The sequence below is a fragment of the Virgibacillus sp. CM-4 genome, from assembly GCF_000445495.1.
Classification (GTDB): Bacteria; Bacillota; Bacilli; order Bacillales; family Amphibacillaceae; genus Virgibacillus; species Virgibacillus salexigens.
Genome location: NZ_AUQA01000006.1, coordinates 477,231 through 492,987, shown reverse-complemented (window position 1 = coordinate 492,987; position 15,757 = coordinate 477,231). Strand labels below are relative to the sequence as shown.

The window sequence follows — 15,757 nt, the reverse complement described above, 5'->3', positions numbered from 1 at the left end:
TAATTCCTTTCTACCGTGTAGATTATTTTCCATTAGTTTATCATATCCTGTGCTAGAATATGAACTTTCTGTTACACTAAAAAACCTTTCTGCTACCTCAGATGAGATTCAGAAAGGTTTTAATACAAATAATATTGTTATGGGACCGATTAAATACTCGATAAGCCATGTTCTGTACCATTGTACTACAAACGGTGGTCAAACCTCGTACGTCGGTTGCGATCATCTATCTACAAGTAATAACTTGTCCCTTTTTCGGTTCAACTTCCCTACTAAAGGATGCCCCTACCATTATTTGGGTTGCTCACTCGTGGGGTTTACCTCGTTCCACCCAAGAAGTTTCCTTCTCAGCTACGTCACTGTGGCACTTTCAAGGATATTTCCATATCTTTTAAGACTTAGGAAATAAACCTGCCGTTAACCTACTGGTTACCTTGACTTATGATTTCGTCAAGCACGAACACTACAGACATCGCAGTCTGTGTGAGCATGGACTTTCCTCTGTATTAAATACAGCGATCACATGAGTATTTAACGAATAACCTTATAAATAATACCATAAACAATTAAAACTTTCAAGTGTTAGCTACAACAAAATAGATTAACTTTCTGTTTCAGCGAATTTTTTACCGAATACTGCTTTTTCCAAATTAGACAACCGTTTTAATACATCATAATTCACTTGAGGGTTTGGATTTGGTTGAACAGATCGTGTTTTAGGTTGTTCTGTCGTTGTTTTCTTCAAGCGATCATTCTCTTGCTGTAATCGTTCCAATTCTTGTTTAAATACATCATAATCTTGGATAATTAGATCTAAAAACTCATCCACTTCCTCTTGATTATAACCACGCATAGCCGTTTTAAAATCTTTCTCAAGTATATCTTTACTACTTAACTGTACTCGATTTAAACTCATTTCATCACCTCGTCATGTTTACATGGTTCATTATACTTGTACCACTTTTATTTACCATTGTATTAATTCTAATTCCTTTTATGTCTATTTTTCTTTTCACTTATTATAGCATTAAATGATCAACCTGAAAAATGAATCTCCATTTCATCCTCCATCCCTCAATTAAGTTTCCCTTTTTAATAGTACATATAATAACATACTTTGCGCAAAACAACCTAAATCAATTTGAGTTAATGCTTCAATTTTATTCAGCCGATAAATTAGTGTATTTCGATGGATAAATAGTAATTTTGCAGCTTTGCTTAGATTTAGGTTGCAATCACAATAGGTTAAGAAATTCTGCTTTAATTCAAGGAAATTCTTCTGATGGTATAAATTTCTTAACCGTAATTGAATAATTGAGTGAATATCATTTGTATCATAAAAAGGAAATAGTTGAGCAAGTACATTCCAATCATAAAAAGAGTAAATTGCAGGATTAATTGTCGTTTGTTTCCCCAACTTTATTAAATTCTCCGCTTCTTCATAAGAAAAGCATAGTTTATCCATCGATTCATATTTATTACCAACGGCAACCGTAAAAGCATTCAAATGATAAACGTTAAGCATTTCCATTAACTTTAAGCTATTCTTTTTAAAATCTGCCATAAATGAATGGTAGTCAGTTATATCATTAATGGCCTTTAAAAGGACAATCTTTTGCGGATTTAAGAATGCACAAGCAGCCGTTTCAGCTTGGTATGCCTTTCGTATGCAATATAAAATTTCCCTTCTTAAATATTCCATTGAAAAAGCATGGTTTTTAGCTGCCTGTACCGTTGTGATTAACGAATTTCCGATATCTATGACAATGCAGCAGCGCGGTAACAAGTATTCCATATGCAAAATAGAACAGTACTCTTTTAATTTTTCGATATTCCTTTTATTTTCCAACAGGATATATTGTATGAATGATTCTGTAATTTTTGATTCTAATTCCTCAATATGGGAATGAATCGTTTCATGCCACATTGTTTCAACATAGTTTTTGATTAATTCTGCATACGGCATTACCTGATGTGGATCACCTATAATTCCTAGTACACCAGCCGTTTGATGCTCAAAACAAAGAGGTAAAGCAATGCCTGGAAGCACATTTTCCATCGTTGAAACCGTATTGTCATCAAATAAAATAGCCTTGTTTAATTTGATGACTTCTACAGATGGTTTATGTATTTTACCAATTCGATCTGAGTTGGTATCTCCAATTATATACCCCTGTCTATCACTCAGACTTATTGGAAATGGAGATATTTTTGAAACCGTTTTCACTGTTTGTTGTGCAAATTGTACAAAACGTTCCACCCTAATCCCCTGCCTTATTACATGCTTTTTTATTATTTTAACATAATTTAGATTATTTAAAATAATCTAGTTTACCTCCAGAAATTTGTTGAATTTATCCCTAGATTTACAATCTGTTTTTAATTTATAACCAATGTATAGGTTACTAATTTACATATGAGGTGAATGCTAATGTACAAATCGGACATTATTATTGTCGGTAGCGGAGTAATTGGCTCAAGTATAGCTTACAATTTGTTGAATGATGGGTATACAGGGGAAATTGTTGTCTTCGAGAAAGACTCCCTTAACGAATTTTCATCAACTTCAAGAAGCGCAGGAGGAATAAGGCAACTTTTCACCACAACTATTAATATTCAAATTAGCCGCTATAGCTTACAAAAATACAAAACATTTCCAACAGATATGGCTATTCGTGGAGAAAAAGCAGAAATTGATTTTAAGCAACGAGGGTATTTATTTCTTGCAAAAGCAGAAAATACCGAAACATTACAAAGACAATGTGCTCTACAACGACATTTTGGTGTTCCTTCCGATTTCCTATCCCCATATGAATTAAAAACACTTATTCCAGAATTAACTATTTCTGATTTAATAGGTGGACTTTATTGTTCGGAAGATGGTTATCTAGACCCTTATTCAGTAATGCAAGGATATATAAAAAAGGCCAAACAATTAGGCGCATCTTATGTATATAAAGAAGTTGACTCGATTTTGAAAGAAAATCATCGAGTAACTGGGGTCCGATTAGCAACTGGAGATATATACAAAGCTCCTATCGTAATAAACTGTGCTGGTCCTTGGGCTGCTGCGTTAAGTGCAAAGTTAGATTTACCGCTACCAATTATTCCCTTAAAGCGGCAAATTATTCAATTTGATACTGCCGAACCTTTATCGAATGAATTGCCATTAACAGTTGATCCTACGGGTGTTTACTTTCGGCATGAAGGAAAACAGATCATTACTGGTTATTCTGAAAAAGTGGAACCAGGTATTGATTTTTCATGGAAACGATCTTTTTTTCTAGATCAACTATGGCCTATATTGGCCGAAAGGATGTCTCATTTTGAGCAAGCTAAAATTATTAGCGGCTGGGCTGGTATGTACAGTTTTAATTCAATGGATCAAAATGCCATTATTGGCGAACACCCTCAGTTAAAAGGTTACTTTACTGCATGTGGTTTTAGTGGTCATGGAATGCAGCAAGCTCCAGCTATAGGTAAAGGAATATCCGAACTAATTCGATTGGGGCAATACGAAACACTCGATCTTCGTCCGTTGAGATTTGAGCGTTTTAAAGAGAAAGATCTAGTAATTGAAGGTGCCGTTGTCTAACTTCAGTTGGATAATGTATATAAAGACGTTTCTATACGGAACTGATTATGAGGAGGATTTATGAATATTATTGCTGTTGAATTTTTTATCTATTGTCTTGTCCTGCTTACGATTGGATATGCCTTTAGCAAACGGAGTAAAACCCATTCTGAATTTTTATTGGGTGGAAAGAAGTTACCAGGATGGGCACTTGCGTTTTCGGAACGGGCTACAGGGGAATCGGCATGGCTGCTTCTAGGTTATACGGGATTTGTATTTATGACGGGATTATCAGGGATATGGGTAGCGGTAGGCATTGCTATTGGAATTATATTTGCTTGGTTATTTTTAGCGAAGAAATTTATGCAGGAAACAGATAAGTATCATGTACTGACTTTACCAGATTATTTAGCTGTACGATTTGGACAAAAAGCGAAAGTGATTCGTTGGCTGACAAGCATTTTAATTGCCAGTTTTCTTATGTTTTATGTAGGTGCGCAAATGGCAGGAGCAGGTAAAATGTTATTCACTACATTTGGTATCCCGCATGCTGCAGGAATAATCTTAGCAACCATTGTTATTATCATTATAGCTTTTGCTGGTGGATTTATTTCGGTAGTATGGACAGATATGATACAAAGCGTCATGATGGTGATTACATTAGTTGCCCTGCCTATAATGGCATTCTTTTATATTCAATCACATGGTTTGTCCATAACAGAATCACTTTATCAGGCAGGACCAACCTTTAACTCCTGGTTTGGTGGTCTCACCGGTTTTTCAATCGGAGTATTGTTCTTTAATAATTTTTCATGGTTTTTTGGGTTTCTAGGAGGTCAGCCACAACTGAGTGCTCGGTTTATGGCACTGAAAAATAATAAACAGGCAAAACAAGGTAGCATTGTAGCCATTACTTGGACAATTCTTGCATACGGCGGTGCCTTTATGATAGGACTAGCAGCAATTACTATGTATGACCAAGGTTCATTTAAAGATGTTGAAATTATATTACCCACCATGATTTTAGATCTTTTCTCTCCATGGATAGCTGGATTACTCTTGGCAGGAGTGTTAGCTGCTATCATAACCACAGCTGACTCCCAATTAATGGTTATAACGAGTTCAATTAGTGAGGATATTATCCATAAAACCTTTAAAATGGAGTTTTCAGAGAAACAATTTGTTTGGATTTCTCGGCTCACTATAGTCGTATTCGGAGTAATAGGAATGATAATCGCATTAGTTTCGGAGTCTTTGCTTTATTTAGTTGTAAGTTGGGCATGGGCTGGTGTTGGTTGCACCCTTTCCCCTGCTATCCTCTTAACGTTTTTCTGGAAAAAGTACTCTAGTGCTGGAGTAGTTGCAACGGTGGTATCAGGTCTGATTTCAACGATTATATGGATTAGTACACCATTGGAAGGAATGATTACTTCTAAATTTACTACTTTCCTTATTGCTGGGTGTTTAGGGGTTATCTTTAGTTTAGTTCTTCCAGACCAAAACGACGCAAACGTTCCTAAAGAAGAAACAATCTAAAAAGAGCTAGTCAAATAATATTAATAAAGAATAATCCGAACGATCGAACTACACCAATTTATAGACAGATCATCGTTCGGATTTTATTATAACCTCTTGCTAGATTATAATTTAATTTTTGTTTAAATCGGAAGGCTGAAATGAGAAAGGCAATAATTCATTCATTGAGACTGTCTTTACCTCATTTTTTAAATTCGTTAAATGGATAATCATATCACCTTTGAAAAATTCACTCATTACTTGCCGACATGAACCACATGGCGGTACCGGCCGTTCCGTATCAGCAATAACAGCCATTTCTATAAATTCGTCCTCTCCATCAGCAATTGCTTTAAAAATAGCAACACGTTCGGCACAACAAGAAACTGGATACGCTGCATTTTCTATATTACATCCAGTGTATAACTTTCCGGATTTGGTAAGCAATGCTGCACCAACGGGAAATTTGGAATATGGTACGTAAGCTTTCGATAACATCGTATGTGCTTCATTTAATAAATCTTGTTTATTCAGCATCTCATTTTCTCCTCCCAACTTGTGGAAGGATATTATAAGAAAAAAATCGCTACTTGTAAAGCGATTACAGATCCACCTTGTTTAATTCGTCCATCAGTTGATCAAAAATATATATAACAGAATGGTTTAATTCCATATATCGTTTTCTTCTGACATCAATGTAATAACTATGCATAAGTAATAGCTCCATATTTTCCTTCGTTGAAACGATTTGTTGTGGATGAACATTTACTTTACGTTCTTTAACGAATTGTAATGCTAACGTTTCCCATTGTTGTAAGCGGTCGTATATTGGTGTCGTTTCCTCTTTAACTTGTAGAAACAAAGCTCGATCTTTTCGGTTTTCCGGAGGATCATTCTGTTCATAATGGTATTTTAAATTATCTAAATAGCGTTTTAACGTTTCTGTTTGTTCAATTAAATTCATGTTGAATGCCGCCTTTTTATGATTAGTTATTAAGCATATTTTAACATATAGACAGCTATGCGAACGATTTAAATACTTACTTTCTTCCATGTTGTTCTAAATGCATTTATCTCATTCATTTGATCATGGTAATGATCAGAAATATCATTTTCTATTTTCATCATTAATTTTTGATCCATCCAACGGATTTGATCAGCTAGATGCTGTAACGATACTTCTACCGTTCGTCGATCCGCCCCTTGCTCACTTGCATCCATTTGCTTTGCTGCGTTGTTCATGAATTCCCCTCCTTTCGTTCGTACTTCATTATTATATTTATTCGAGAGGATCAATTTCTCTCCTGCACGTTCGACAAAACTAGAAGAAAGCTTACAAAACGAATAAAATTGCTCATTTTTTTAAGGATTTTTGACAAACTATTCTATAAGGGAGGTAGTTACCTATGAAGGAATCCAAGAAAAAACCCGCAAAAACGGAAAGCATTCGCTCAAAATCATTAAAAAAGGGAGATAAAAAACTTGATGGGCCTAATCGTCCATCAACGTAAAAGGGATATGAGTTTCATATCCCTTTCCTTATCCTTTGAACACGCGTTTTACATAGTAGTAGGCAAAGATCAGCGAGCGCTTTTTATAGAATTCCTTTCCTATCCAATTACAGCCGTTCCTTTCTTCTGAGTTCCACCATTTCTTTTTGATACCCCCCCATTTGTACCAGTCCTTTCGAATTTTATCTTGATGTGAGATAACAGGGTATACCATTCTTAAGAATGGAGACGCTGGATATGGGAGGTTTAGAAACCGTTCATAATCATAGCGTGAACCTGTATGTTCACATTGTCTTGCAAAGGCAAATATTTGTTTAAAAGTGGATGGGGAATATAAAATGGATGCTAATTGTTTTCCAAGTTCAATACGCTTTGTTAAACTCGTGAATTGATGTACAAACGCTCCATAAAGTTGAGCCGATTTTGTTGGTAGCAATACTGCATTCATCGTGAGTAAATTCTGTAGAAAATAAGGAGCCTGATGAAAAACACGTTTTTTGAAAAAGGATTGTCTAATTACTGGCTGCTCGATTACATTTTGTTCATTAATGATTAATGCTATCATTATTCGATTCGTATCAGCAGTCTTCCAAAAGTAATTCCATTCTTTCACCATAAAGGAAGAAACGTGAAAATAAGGTAATAAATGAAATAATGGTTGATTTAATTGCAAGGAAAGTCGATAGACGAGTAACTGTGGATAAGCATCCGAAAAAATGAGCCAATTGGCACGTTCATATGTCATGAATAGTCTTTCCCTTTCCTGTTCACCTAGCATCAATTGAAATGGGGGTAAATATAAATCGGTCATATTATACCCTGCATTTCTTGATACAAGACTTGCTAAGAACGACCATTTAATCTCAGGAAATTGTAAGTAGAATGTAAAATAGGCATCAGTACGTGTAATATTATCTACATTATGAGTCTTGGTAAGATTTGTTATATAATGGATGTAGTGTTGCAGAACTTGGTCATCGTACATGGCTACCATCCTAGTTTTAAATTTTTGTTTTAACATGTACGACTTTTGTAATATTTATGCGTTATTTTAAATGGTTTTTCTTTTCTTTTATGATATGGTAATAGGCAAGGAGGATCCAAGGATGAATTACCCAAATGGAAAGAAAGTAAAGACCAATCAACCAATTAACGCAAAACAAAACACAAATATATTTAGTAATCGAGGAATGACATTAGAAGAAGATATCAATAGTACAAATACGTACTATAGACAATCGAATAAAGCAGTTATTCATAAAAAACCGACCCCAGTCCAAATTGTCAAGGTGGATTATCCTAAACGAAGTGCAGCTGTGATTACGGAAGCGTATTTCAAACAGGCTTCGACGACAGATTATAATGGAATCTATCGGGGCAAATATATTGACTTTGAAGCAAAAGAAACAAAAAATAAGACACTCTTTCCGTTAGCAAATGTTCATGATCATCAGATTGAGCATATGAAAGCTATTGATGCACACGGGGGAATTTGTTTTATCATTATTCGCTTTGCTGCACATGACCAAACATTTTTGTTACCAGCGGAGAAACTTTTTTCGTATTGGAACGTCAAATTAAATGGTGGAAAAAAATCGATATCTTTTGACAGCCTGCAAACTGAAGGATATCCTATCCCTTTTCAATATAGGGCAAGAGTTGATTATTTAGCTATCATCGATAAGCTTTATTTTTAGAGACGGAGGAATGAAGCGATGGCAGACAATAGCCAATCTCGTTCAGCGAGAAGAAAACAGAAAAAAAATAAAAAGAAACCGTTATGGAAGAAGATCGTATTATCTTTATTAATTATTCTTATCGTAATGGGAATTGGAGCTGGAGCGACCGCAGCCTATTGGATTGCGACAGCACCAGATATTAATGACGCGAAGTTATCAGATCCATTAGCCTCCCAAATTCTGGACAAAGATGGAGAAGTATTCGCAGTCTTAGGGGAACAAAAACGAACGAAAGTCAATTATGATGAATTGCCACAAGGATTAATTGATGCTGTTACCGCAACGGAAGATGCAAGATTCTTCGAACACTCTGGAATCGATCTGCGGCGGATTGGTGCAGCAGTTATTGCTAATATCACTAATGGTTTTGGATCAGAGGGTGCCAGTACCATTACTCAGCAAGTAGTAGAGAAGTCATTTTTAACACCTGAAAAAAAGATTAGCCTAAAAGTACAAGAGCAATGGCTCGCACTACAATTAGAAAGAGAGTATTCTAAAGAAGAAATCTTAGAGATGTATTTGAATAAGATTTATTACGGAAGCGGTGCATATGGTGTAGCAAAAGCTGCTGAAACGTATTTTGGTAAAAAAGATTTAAGTGAATTGTCATTAGCGGAATCAGCTATATTGGCTGGGTTACCACAACGACCAAGTGCATATAACCCATTTGAAAATCCAGAACTAACAAAAGAAAGAATGAATACTGTGCTAACGCTCATGGTCCGCCATGGAAAGATATCACAGGAGGAAGCGGATAAAGCAAGAGAAGTTGACATCCCTTCCCTATTACAAAAATCTAGTCCCGATTCCACTCCATATGAAGCATTCTTACAGCAAGTTCAAAAGGAAGTTGAGGAAAAAGTGGATGGCGCGGATATTTATACAGATGGATTAACCATTCATACAACCCTTGATACCGATGCACAAGAACATGTTGAATTCTTGCTAAGTAATCAGGAAGATAATCCAATTTCCTATCCAGATGACGAAATGCAAGCAGGAATGGCAGTGCTCGATACGAAAAGCGGAGCGATCAGGGCGATCGGTGGAAATAGAGGAAATGATCCAGGAGACTTTAATTATGCCCTGCAAACCAAACGACAACCTGGATCTACAATGAAGCCAATAACAGCTTATGGACCGGCTATTGAATATGATAAAATCTCAACCTACCATCAAATTAACGATGATAAGCCATATCCAATTCCAGGTACCGATGCTTCTATTCGAAATTGGAACAGACAATATGGTGGATGGATGACTGCCAGACATGCATTGAACCAATCATTAAACGTTCCAGCAGTTAAAACGTTAGAAGAAGTCGGCTATGAGAATGCGAAGAAATTCGCTGAAAGCCTAGGAATTAAATTTGCCGATGATAAAATGACAATAGGTGACGCAATTGGTGGTACAAGTACAACTGTAAATCCGCTTCAGATGGCTGGGGCTTATCGCGCCTTCGGAAATGAAGGGATTTATAATGAACCTTACGCCGTGACAAAAGTTGAATTCCCAGATGAACGCACGGTGGAGACAAAGCCAGAATCAGAAGCGGTCATGGCTGATTATACTGCTTATATGATGACGGATATGTTAAAATCAGCTATTTCTGAAGGTACCGGTAAACTAGCTGATATTCCAAGCTTACCAGTTGCAGGTAAGACAGGTACAACAAACCTTTCGGATAAAGAAGGAAGCCCGGATTCGTGGTTTAGTGGATATACAACCAACTACACTATATCGGTTTGGACGGGTTATAATGATAACCAACGCACATTACCAGATACAAAAGTACCGCATGCATTGTTTAAAAATACCATGGCAGAACTATCCAACGATATAGAGACCAAAGATTTTGTCAAACCAGACTCTGTTGTTGAAGCTAAAGTAGAAAAAGGTTCTAATCCTGCAGCAAAACCAAGTGAATACACACCATCAGCTTCGATTATTACTGAACTGTTTGTAAAAGGTACAGAGCCTAAAGAAACATCTGAGAAGTTTGATCAATTAGATCCAGTCAGTGGCTTAGAAGCAAGCTTTAATGAAGACAGCAATACCATTGATGTAAATTGGAAATATGATTCAGATGCGGATGTTTCATTTGAAGTTAGCATGAAGGTAAATGATGGTGAAATGCAAACACTGTCTACTACAGAGGAAAACGAAATGGAAATTACTGAAGTAGAACCAGGAGCTAATTACACCATCCAAGTAGTTGCAGTTAATAATGAAGACGAATCATCACGAAGTGAACCGAAGACCGCAACTGTTAAATCTGGTACAGAAGAGGAAGATGAAAACGAGGAAGGCAATATTCCTCCAGTTGAAGGGCTATCCGCCCAATACAATGAAGGTAATTCAATTATTGATGTAAATTGGAATTACAATGGTCCCCCTGCTTCCTTTGAAGTCTCGGTCAATGGGCAGACACAAACGGTAGATTCCAATGGCCTTGAAATCAGTGGCGCCACACCTGGGCAAAGCTATACGATTACTGTAACACCAGTTGGAAAAAATGGTAATAATGATGGTGTCAGAGGTCAAAGTCAAAACACCAGCGTTACGGTGCCAAATGAAGAAAATCCTGATGAGGGCGGCGGTGGCGATCAAAGCCCTCCACCAGATGAAAACAATCCAGAGGAGCCGCCAGCTGATGATGGTGAGCAAGAGCAAGAACAAGAATCTCCTGGAGAAGGAGAAAATCCAGACAGTCAACCCGGTCAAGGTCAAGAAAACCAATAAAATTATGATGGCCAATACTAATAAAAAGAGGTAAATGCTAATTCGCATTTACCTCTTTTCGTTTTCGCATCCGTTTTTGTCCTTCTCTGCAAATTTCTAAAAGAGGACATTCTGGACAATTTGGATTTCTTGATTTACAGTGATAGCGTCCAAAGAAAATCATACGATGATGGGTTACACTCCATTCATCCCTTGGAACTTTACGCATTAATGTTTCTTCTACTTCCGTTACAGAATCTTTCCATTTACAAATTCCTAATCGCTTAGATACCCGTTCTACATGAGTATCTACAGCGATTGCTGGTTCATCAAAAGCTACAGAGGCTACAACATTGGCAGTTTTTCTCCCTACACCAGCCAATTTGACCAGCTCCGCTTTTGTTTGAGGGACAATCCCACCATATTCTTCTAACAACATGGTACAAAGTTTCCGGATATTTTTTGCTTTGTTACGATAAAGCCCAATTGATCTAATATCTTGCTGTAACTCTTCAAGGGTTACAGCTAAGTAATCCTCAGGTGTTTTATATTTTTTAAATAGTTCTTTTGTTACTTTATTTACAAGTGTATCCGTACATTGTGCAGACAGTAATACAGCAATTACGAGTTCAAATGGATTCTTATGTTCTAATTCACATTGTGCATCTGGGAACATCTTTTTCATTTCATCTAAACAAAATCTAATTTCCTTTTTTGTCAGCATACTACTATTCTTCCCCTTCTAACCAATTATAATAGAATGAGGTATCCCTCTTTTTGCTTGGTTCTTGTGTACTTGATTGTCTTGAATGGAATTGCTTACTTGAATTTCTTGCTTGCTCCACCGTATGAATCCCCTTTTTCTTCCACTCTCTCAGTATTCGGTCAATGTACTTAAAATTGAGTTTTCCCATTAATACAGATTCTCTTAGCCCCGCTTTGATTAATGCTGGAGAGATATGATCCTGATCAAGCCAGGCATTAATTGTTTCAATTTCAAATGGAGAAAGCGGTCTACCAAACTCTTGTTCAAATAATATAAAAATGGTCCCATCAGTAGGAGCTTCTTCATGCTCAACCGCATGATCGTTTTCTTCGTCTTGGAATAATTTTTCCCAAAGTTGATTTAAACAATATGCCTCTGTTAATTTTTCGCCTTGCATTTCTTGCTGTTTAATTGTAAGCATTCCTTTTTGGATTAAACCTCGTAGTAAATTTGCACATTCTTTTTCATTCATTGTTACATGGGCGGCTAACTGGTCAGGGGTTGGAAAGTCAACTTTATCTTGTATAAAGCGTTGCAATTGTAATAGAAGCATCACTTCTTTCTCATCAAGATCTAGTGATGTATATGATGTAAGTAACCTTGAAGGAATCGATAATTGATTCAATAATACGTCCTGAATATATACTTGTTGCTTTAACATGATTAAGCACCTCTTTTAATGTATCAAACGTAATGATAAAATCCCTTGCTTATTTTGGCAAGGGATTTTATACAAAGACTTAAGGATATAGCCGATTAAGCAAGCGAGGAAACGGAATCGTTTCACGTACATGTTCCACTCCAGAGATCCAGGCAACTGTTCTTTCCAATCCAAGTCCGAATCCTGAATGAGGTACACTACCGTATTGTCTTAATTCTAAATACCATTGATATGCATCTCCAGTTAATCCATGCTGCTGATACCGTTCCTGCATTAGTTCTAAATCATCAATCCGCTGAGAACCTCCAATAATTTCTCCATAACCTTCCGGAGCAATTAAATCAGCACATAATACAACATCTGAGCGGTCAGGATCAGGTTTCATATAGAAAGCCTTGATCTCAGCAGGATAATTCGTAATGAAAACAGGCTTATCAAAACTTTCAGCTATCGCTGTTTCGTGAGGTGCACCAAAGTCTTCTCCCCATTCAATATCCGTAAATCCCTTTTCTTTCAATAATTCGATTGCAGCATCATAAGATATTCTCGGAAACGGTGCGTTAACTTTTTCCAATTTGGAAATATCTCTGTCTAAGGTGTTTAGCTCCAACTTGCAATTTTCTAGCACACTTTGCACGATAAAGCTAACATAGTTTTCTTGAATTTCGAGACTTTCGTCATGATCGACAAATGCCATCTCTGGTTCAATCATCCAAAATTCAATTAAATGCCTGCGTGTTTTGGATTTTTCTGCCCGAAATGTTGGCCCAAAAGAAAATACCTTACCAAAAGCCATTGCAGCAGCTTCCATATACAACTGTCCACTTTGTGATAAATAAGCTTCCTCATCAAAGTATTTGGTATGGAATAATTCCGTCGTTCCTTCTGCTGAGGAACCCGTTAATATTGGCGGATCAATCTTAACATAGTCATTGTCATTAAAAAATTGATACGTAGCACGAATAATCTCGTTACGAATCTTCATTACGGCATGTTGTTTTTTGGAGCGTAACCATAAGTGACGATGATCCATTAGAAATTCGGTTCCATGCTCCTTTGGTGTAATTGGATAATCCGTTGATTCATGAATCAGTTCAATATTCGTAACTTGCATTTCATATCCAAAGGGTGAACGAGTATCTTCAACAATCTTCCCCGTTATATAAACAGACGATTCTTGCGTTAAATTTTTTGCTAATTGAAATGTTTCTTCGCTTACATCGTTTTTCACAACAACGCCTTGAATAAATCCAGTTCCATCGCGTAATTGTAAAAACGCAATTTTTCCACTAGAGCGTTTATTGGCAAGCCATGCTCCGATTGTAACTGATTGTTCGTTGTATATTGGTGCCTGTGAAATAGTTGTTTTCAAAAAAATAACCTCCCAAAAAAGCCTAAGATTGATGCCTTATAATAAATTGCTTGATACGTTGAGCAGCTTCTTTTAATGCCTCAGTAGAAGTTGCATAGGATAGTCGTACATTATTTGGTGAGCCAAAACCAGATCCAGGAACAAGCGCAACCTTCTCCTCTTCCAACAATGCACGGACCCAATCATCTACAGTTGTAAATCCATTACTTTTTGCAGCTTCTTCTACATTAGGGAATAGATAGAAAGCGCCTTTTGGTTTCACGCAAGTAACGCCTGGTATATCAATTAATAAATTATAAAGCATGTCTAAACGCTCTGCAAATACTTGCTTCATTTTTTCAACTGGCTCGTCGTTCATCGAGTATGCAGCTAAAGCGGCATACTGCGCGATAGACGTAGGATTTGAAGTTGAATGAGAAGCTAAGCTGGTCATCGCTTTAATAATCTCTGAAGGCCCAGCAGCATAACCAATTCGCCATCCGGTCATCGAATGGGATTTTGATACACCGTTGATGACCACCGTTTGTGCTTTTAATTCATCGGATACCTCTGCAATGGATACATGATTATCGTCTGAATAAATTAACTTTTCATAGATCTCGTCGGAAACAATAAGAACATTATGCTTTAGACAAACTTCCCCTAATTGTTTCAATTCTTCCCTACTATACATCATTCCTGTAGGGTTACTAGGGGAATTAATGATAATGGCTTTTGTTTTTTCTGTTATTGCTTCTTCAAGCTCTTTCGGGGTCAATTTAAATTCGTTCTCTTCTTTTGCTTCAATAAACACGGGCTTACCTCCGGCTAGCTTCACTTGCTCCGGATAACTTACCCAATATGGTACAGGAACAATTACTTCATCGCCATCATTTAATAGTACTTGAAATAGTGTATATAAAGCGTGTTTTGCTCCTGTAGTAACAATTATTTGATCCGTGGTATACGTAAGCTGATTATCCGATTTAAATTTATTAACAATTGCTTTCTTTAATTCTACAATCCCGCCAGATGGAGTGTATTTAGTCATACCTTCTTTCATTGCCTTTTCAGCAGATTCCAGAATAAATGATGGAGTATTGAAATCTGGTTCACCGGCGCCTAAAGCAATGACGTCATACCCTTGTTGCTTGAGTTCTTTTGCCTTTGCTGTGATTGCTAATGTTGATGATGGAGTTAATGTTTTTACTCTGTTTGCTAATTTCACTATGATCACCTTTCTAATTAAACATACTTTTTAATCGATATTGTTCATAACGGGAACCATCATAGATCGATACATAATCAAGAACGTAACGATTGGAAGCGTCAATATATGTAAGTTCCCATAATTTATTATCTTCTACAAGTGCAGGTGTTACTTTAACTAGTTCACAATCACTGCACTGTTGTTCCCATTCATTAATAATAGCATCCTTACTAATGATTTCCGATTGATTAACGGTTGTGAGATTCTTCTCTTTTCCTTCTAATGGATAGAAGATAATTTTATCTTGTTGATCATCTGTCCCAAACACCACATGATATGCTTCATCGCCATGAAATGTCTCCACTTTGGATATGTCAGTTAAGGTATTTGCTTTTAACAGCTGTTGTTTGGTTTCTTCATACCCAGCTGTTTTACTATCTTTTAGATCAATGTATAAATAAATCATATAAATAAAACAGGAAATAAGGAAAATTATTATAATTAGTAAGCTCCAAGTTAACCATTTAGGTCCGGTATATAGTGAAGATGGCCTGATCTTCATGGTTATCATCCAATGCTAATCCGAACATTAAATCCTGTTCTTTTAATGTTCTATTTAATGTATCAACAATTTTATATATTTCTGATGAATAGCGGAGCTTTACGGTTGATAAAATCTCAACATTATTATCCATCTTTTCCCCTCCAG

17 protein-coding genes and 1 other RNA gene are annotated in these 15,757 nt (G+C 36.5%); 5 read left to right on the top strand and 13 right to left on the bottom strand.

Translation table 11 applies throughout. The features are described from left to right. Positions 1-156: 156 nt before the first annotated feature. From rnpB to M948_RS35735, 3 genes are all read right to left on the bottom strand, one after another. Positions 157-531: RNase P RNA component class B (gene rnpB, locus M948_RS42875), an RNA gene on the bottom strand. 70 nt (positions 532-601) lie between these two features. Next, positions 602-916 carry a cell division regulator GpsB gene (gene gpsB / locus M948_RS35740; RefSeq protein WP_021291304.1) on the bottom strand — a complete coding sequence of 105 codons (315 nt, stop codon included), beginning with the start codon at positions 914-916 and terminating at the stop codon, positions 602-604. A gap of 162 nt (positions 917-1,078) precedes the next feature. Beyond that, positions 1,079-2,260 (bottom strand): CdaR family transcriptional regulator, encoded by a 1,182-nt coding sequence (locus M948_RS35735; RefSeq protein WP_021291303.1) that lies wholly within the window; start codon positions 2,258-2,260, stop codon positions 1,079-1,081. 171 nt (positions 2,261-2,431) lie between these two features. Here M948_RS35735 and M948_RS35730 point away from each other — a divergent pair, with 171 nt between their 5' ends. Beyond that, positions 2,432-3,595, top strand: a complete 1,164-nt coding sequence (locus tag M948_RS35730; RefSeq protein ID WP_021291302.1) for an NAD(P)/FAD-dependent oxidoreductase — start codon at positions 2,432-2,434, stop codon at positions 3,593-3,595. Between the two features lie 60 nt (positions 3,596-3,655). Beyond that, complete coding sequence (locus M948_RS35725) at positions 3,656-5,110, top strand: sodium/proline symporter (protein WP_021291301.1); 1,455 nt, start codon at positions 3,656-3,658, stop codon at positions 5,108-5,110. 111 nt (positions 5,111-5,221) lie between these two features. Here M948_RS35725 and M948_RS35720 read toward each other — a convergent pair whose 3' ends face one another. The 3 genes from M948_RS35720 to M948_RS35710 all read right to left on the bottom strand — a co-directional run bounded on the left by M948_RS35720 (position 5,222) and on the right by M948_RS35710 (position 6,331). Next, a complete protein-coding gene (locus M948_RS35720; protein WP_031335534.1) occupies positions 5,222-5,623 on the bottom strand; it encodes a cytidine deaminase in 402 nt (133 codons plus the stop codon). Between the two features lie 67 nt (positions 5,624-5,690). Further along, positions 5,691-6,053, bottom strand: coding sequence for a DUF1798 family protein (locus M948_RS35715; protein WP_021291299.1), 363 nt, complete (start codon positions 6,051-6,053; stop codon positions 5,691-5,693). A gap of 68 nt (positions 6,054-6,121) precedes the next feature. Beyond that, positions 6,122-6,331 (bottom strand): hypothetical protein, encoded by a 210-nt coding sequence (locus M948_RS35710; RefSeq protein WP_021291298.1) that lies wholly within the window; start codon positions 6,329-6,331, stop codon positions 6,122-6,124. Positions 6,332-6,495: 164 nt separating this feature from the next. Here M948_RS35710 and M948_RS43240 point away from each other — a divergent pair, with 164 nt between their 5' ends. Next, complete coding sequence (locus M948_RS43240) at positions 6,496-6,600, top strand: hypothetical protein (RefSeq protein WP_021291297.1); 105 nt, start codon at positions 6,496-6,498, stop codon at positions 6,598-6,600. A gap of 28 nt (positions 6,601-6,628) precedes the next feature. Here the strand turns inward: M948_RS43240 and M948_RS35705 are convergent, their stop codons facing one another. Then, positions 6,629-7,585 carry a DUF2515 family protein gene (locus tag M948_RS35705; RefSeq protein ID WP_021291296.1) on the bottom strand — a complete coding sequence of 319 codons (957 nt, stop codon included), beginning with the start codon at positions 7,583-7,585 and terminating at the stop codon, positions 6,629-6,631. 121 nt (positions 7,586-7,706) lie between these two features. On the opposite strand from M948_RS35705, the gene recU reads away from it, so the two are divergent. Beyond that, positions 7,707-8,297, top strand: coding sequence for a Holliday junction resolvase RecU (gene recU / locus M948_RS35700; protein WP_021291295.1), 591 nt, complete (start codon positions 7,707-7,709; stop codon positions 8,295-8,297). A gap of 18 nt (positions 8,298-8,315) precedes the next feature. Beyond that, positions 8,316-11,081: a PBP1A family penicillin-binding protein gene (locus M948_RS35695; RefSeq protein ID WP_021291294.1), complete on the top strand. Its 2,766-nt coding sequence runs from the start codon at positions 8,316-8,318 to the stop codon at positions 11,079-11,081. 37 nt (positions 11,082-11,118) lie between these two features. Here M948_RS35695 and nth read toward each other — a convergent pair whose 3' ends face one another. From nth to M948_RS42870, 6 genes are all read right to left on the bottom strand, one after another. Then, the gene (gene nth, locus M948_RS35690) at positions 11,119-11,784 is read right to left on the bottom strand and encodes an endonuclease III (protein ID WP_021291293.1); all 666 of its coding nucleotides are present in this window, start codon (positions 11,782-11,784) and stop codon (positions 11,119-11,121) included. Between the two features lie 4 nt (positions 11,785-11,788). Then, positions 11,789-12,487: a DnaD domain-containing protein gene (locus tag M948_RS35685; protein ID WP_021291292.1), complete on the bottom strand. Its 699-nt coding sequence runs from the start codon at positions 12,485-12,487 to the stop codon at positions 11,789-11,791. A 79-nt stretch (positions 12,488-12,566) separates the two neighbouring features. Then, positions 12,567-13,859, bottom strand: a complete 1,293-nt coding sequence (gene asnS, locus M948_RS35680) for an asparagine--tRNA ligase (protein ID WP_021291291.1) — start codon at positions 13,857-13,859, stop codon at positions 12,567-12,569. 22 nt (positions 13,860-13,881) lie between these two features. Then, positions 13,882-15,066, bottom strand: coding sequence for a pyridoxal phosphate-dependent aminotransferase (locus M948_RS35675; protein WP_021291290.1), 1,185 nt, complete (start codon positions 15,064-15,066; stop codon positions 13,882-13,884). Between the two features lie 13 nt (positions 15,067-15,079). After that, positions 15,080-15,610, bottom strand: coding sequence for a cell wall elongation regulator TseB-like domain-containing protein (locus tag M948_RS35670; protein WP_031335532.1), 531 nt, complete (start codon positions 15,608-15,610; stop codon positions 15,080-15,082). Continuing rightward, positions 15,573-15,743 (bottom strand): YpmA family protein, encoded by a 171-nt coding sequence (locus M948_RS42870; protein WP_021291288.1) that lies wholly within the window; start codon positions 15,741-15,743, stop codon positions 15,573-15,575. Before M948_RS42870 ends, M948_RS35670 begins: the two co-directional genes overlap by 38 nt. Between the last annotated feature and the right edge of the window lie 14 nt (positions 15,744-15,757).

Bases quoted from the DNA above. Each gene is read 5' to 3' on its own strand.
- gpsB (WP_021291304.1), bottom strand. From the start codon at position 916: ATGAGTTTAAATCGAGTACAGTTAAGTAGTAAAGATATACTTGAGAAA.
- M948_RS35730 (WP_021291302.1), top strand. From the start codon at position 2,432: ATGTACAAATCGGACATTATTATTGTCGGTAGCGGAGTAATTGGCTCA.
- M948_RS35725 (WP_021291301.1), top strand. From the start codon at position 3,656: ATGAATATTATTGCTGTTGAATTTTTTATCTATTGTCTTGTCCTGCTT.
- M948_RS35715 (WP_021291299.1), bottom strand. From the start codon at position 6,053: ATGAATTTAATTGAACAAACAGAAACGTTAAAACGCTATTTAGATAAT.
- M948_RS35710 (WP_021291298.1), bottom strand. From the start codon at position 6,331: ATGAACAACGCAGCAAAGCAAATGGATGCAAGTGAGCAAGGGGCGGAT.
- M948_RS43240 (WP_021291297.1), top strand. From the start codon at position 6,496: ATGAAGGAATCCAAGAAAAAACCCGCAAAAACGGAAAGCATTCGCTCA.
- M948_RS35705 (WP_021291296.1), bottom strand. From the start codon at position 7,585: ATGTACGATGACCAAGTTCTGCAACACTACATCCATTATATAACAAAT.
- recU (WP_021291295.1), top strand. From the start codon at position 7,707: ATGAATTACCCAAATGGAAAGAAAGTAAAGACCAATCAACCAATTAAC.
- M948_RS35695 (WP_021291294.1), top strand. From the start codon at position 8,316: ATGGCAGACAATAGCCAATCTCGTTCAGCGAGAAGAAAACAGAAAAAA.
- nth (WP_021291293.1), bottom strand. From the start codon at position 11,784: ATGCTGACAAAAAAGGAAATTAGATTTTGTTTAGATGAAATGAAAAAG.
- M948_RS35685 (WP_021291292.1), bottom strand. From the start codon at position 12,487: ATGTTAAAGCAACAAGTATATATTCAGGACGTATTATTGAATCAATTA.
- M948_RS35670 (WP_031335532.1), bottom strand. From the start codon at position 15,610: ATGAAGATCAGGCCATCTTCACTATATACCGGACCTAAATGGTTAACT.
- M948_RS42870 (WP_021291288.1), bottom strand. From the start codon at position 15,743: ATGGATAATAATGTTGAGATTTTATCAACCGTAAAGCTCCGCTATTCA.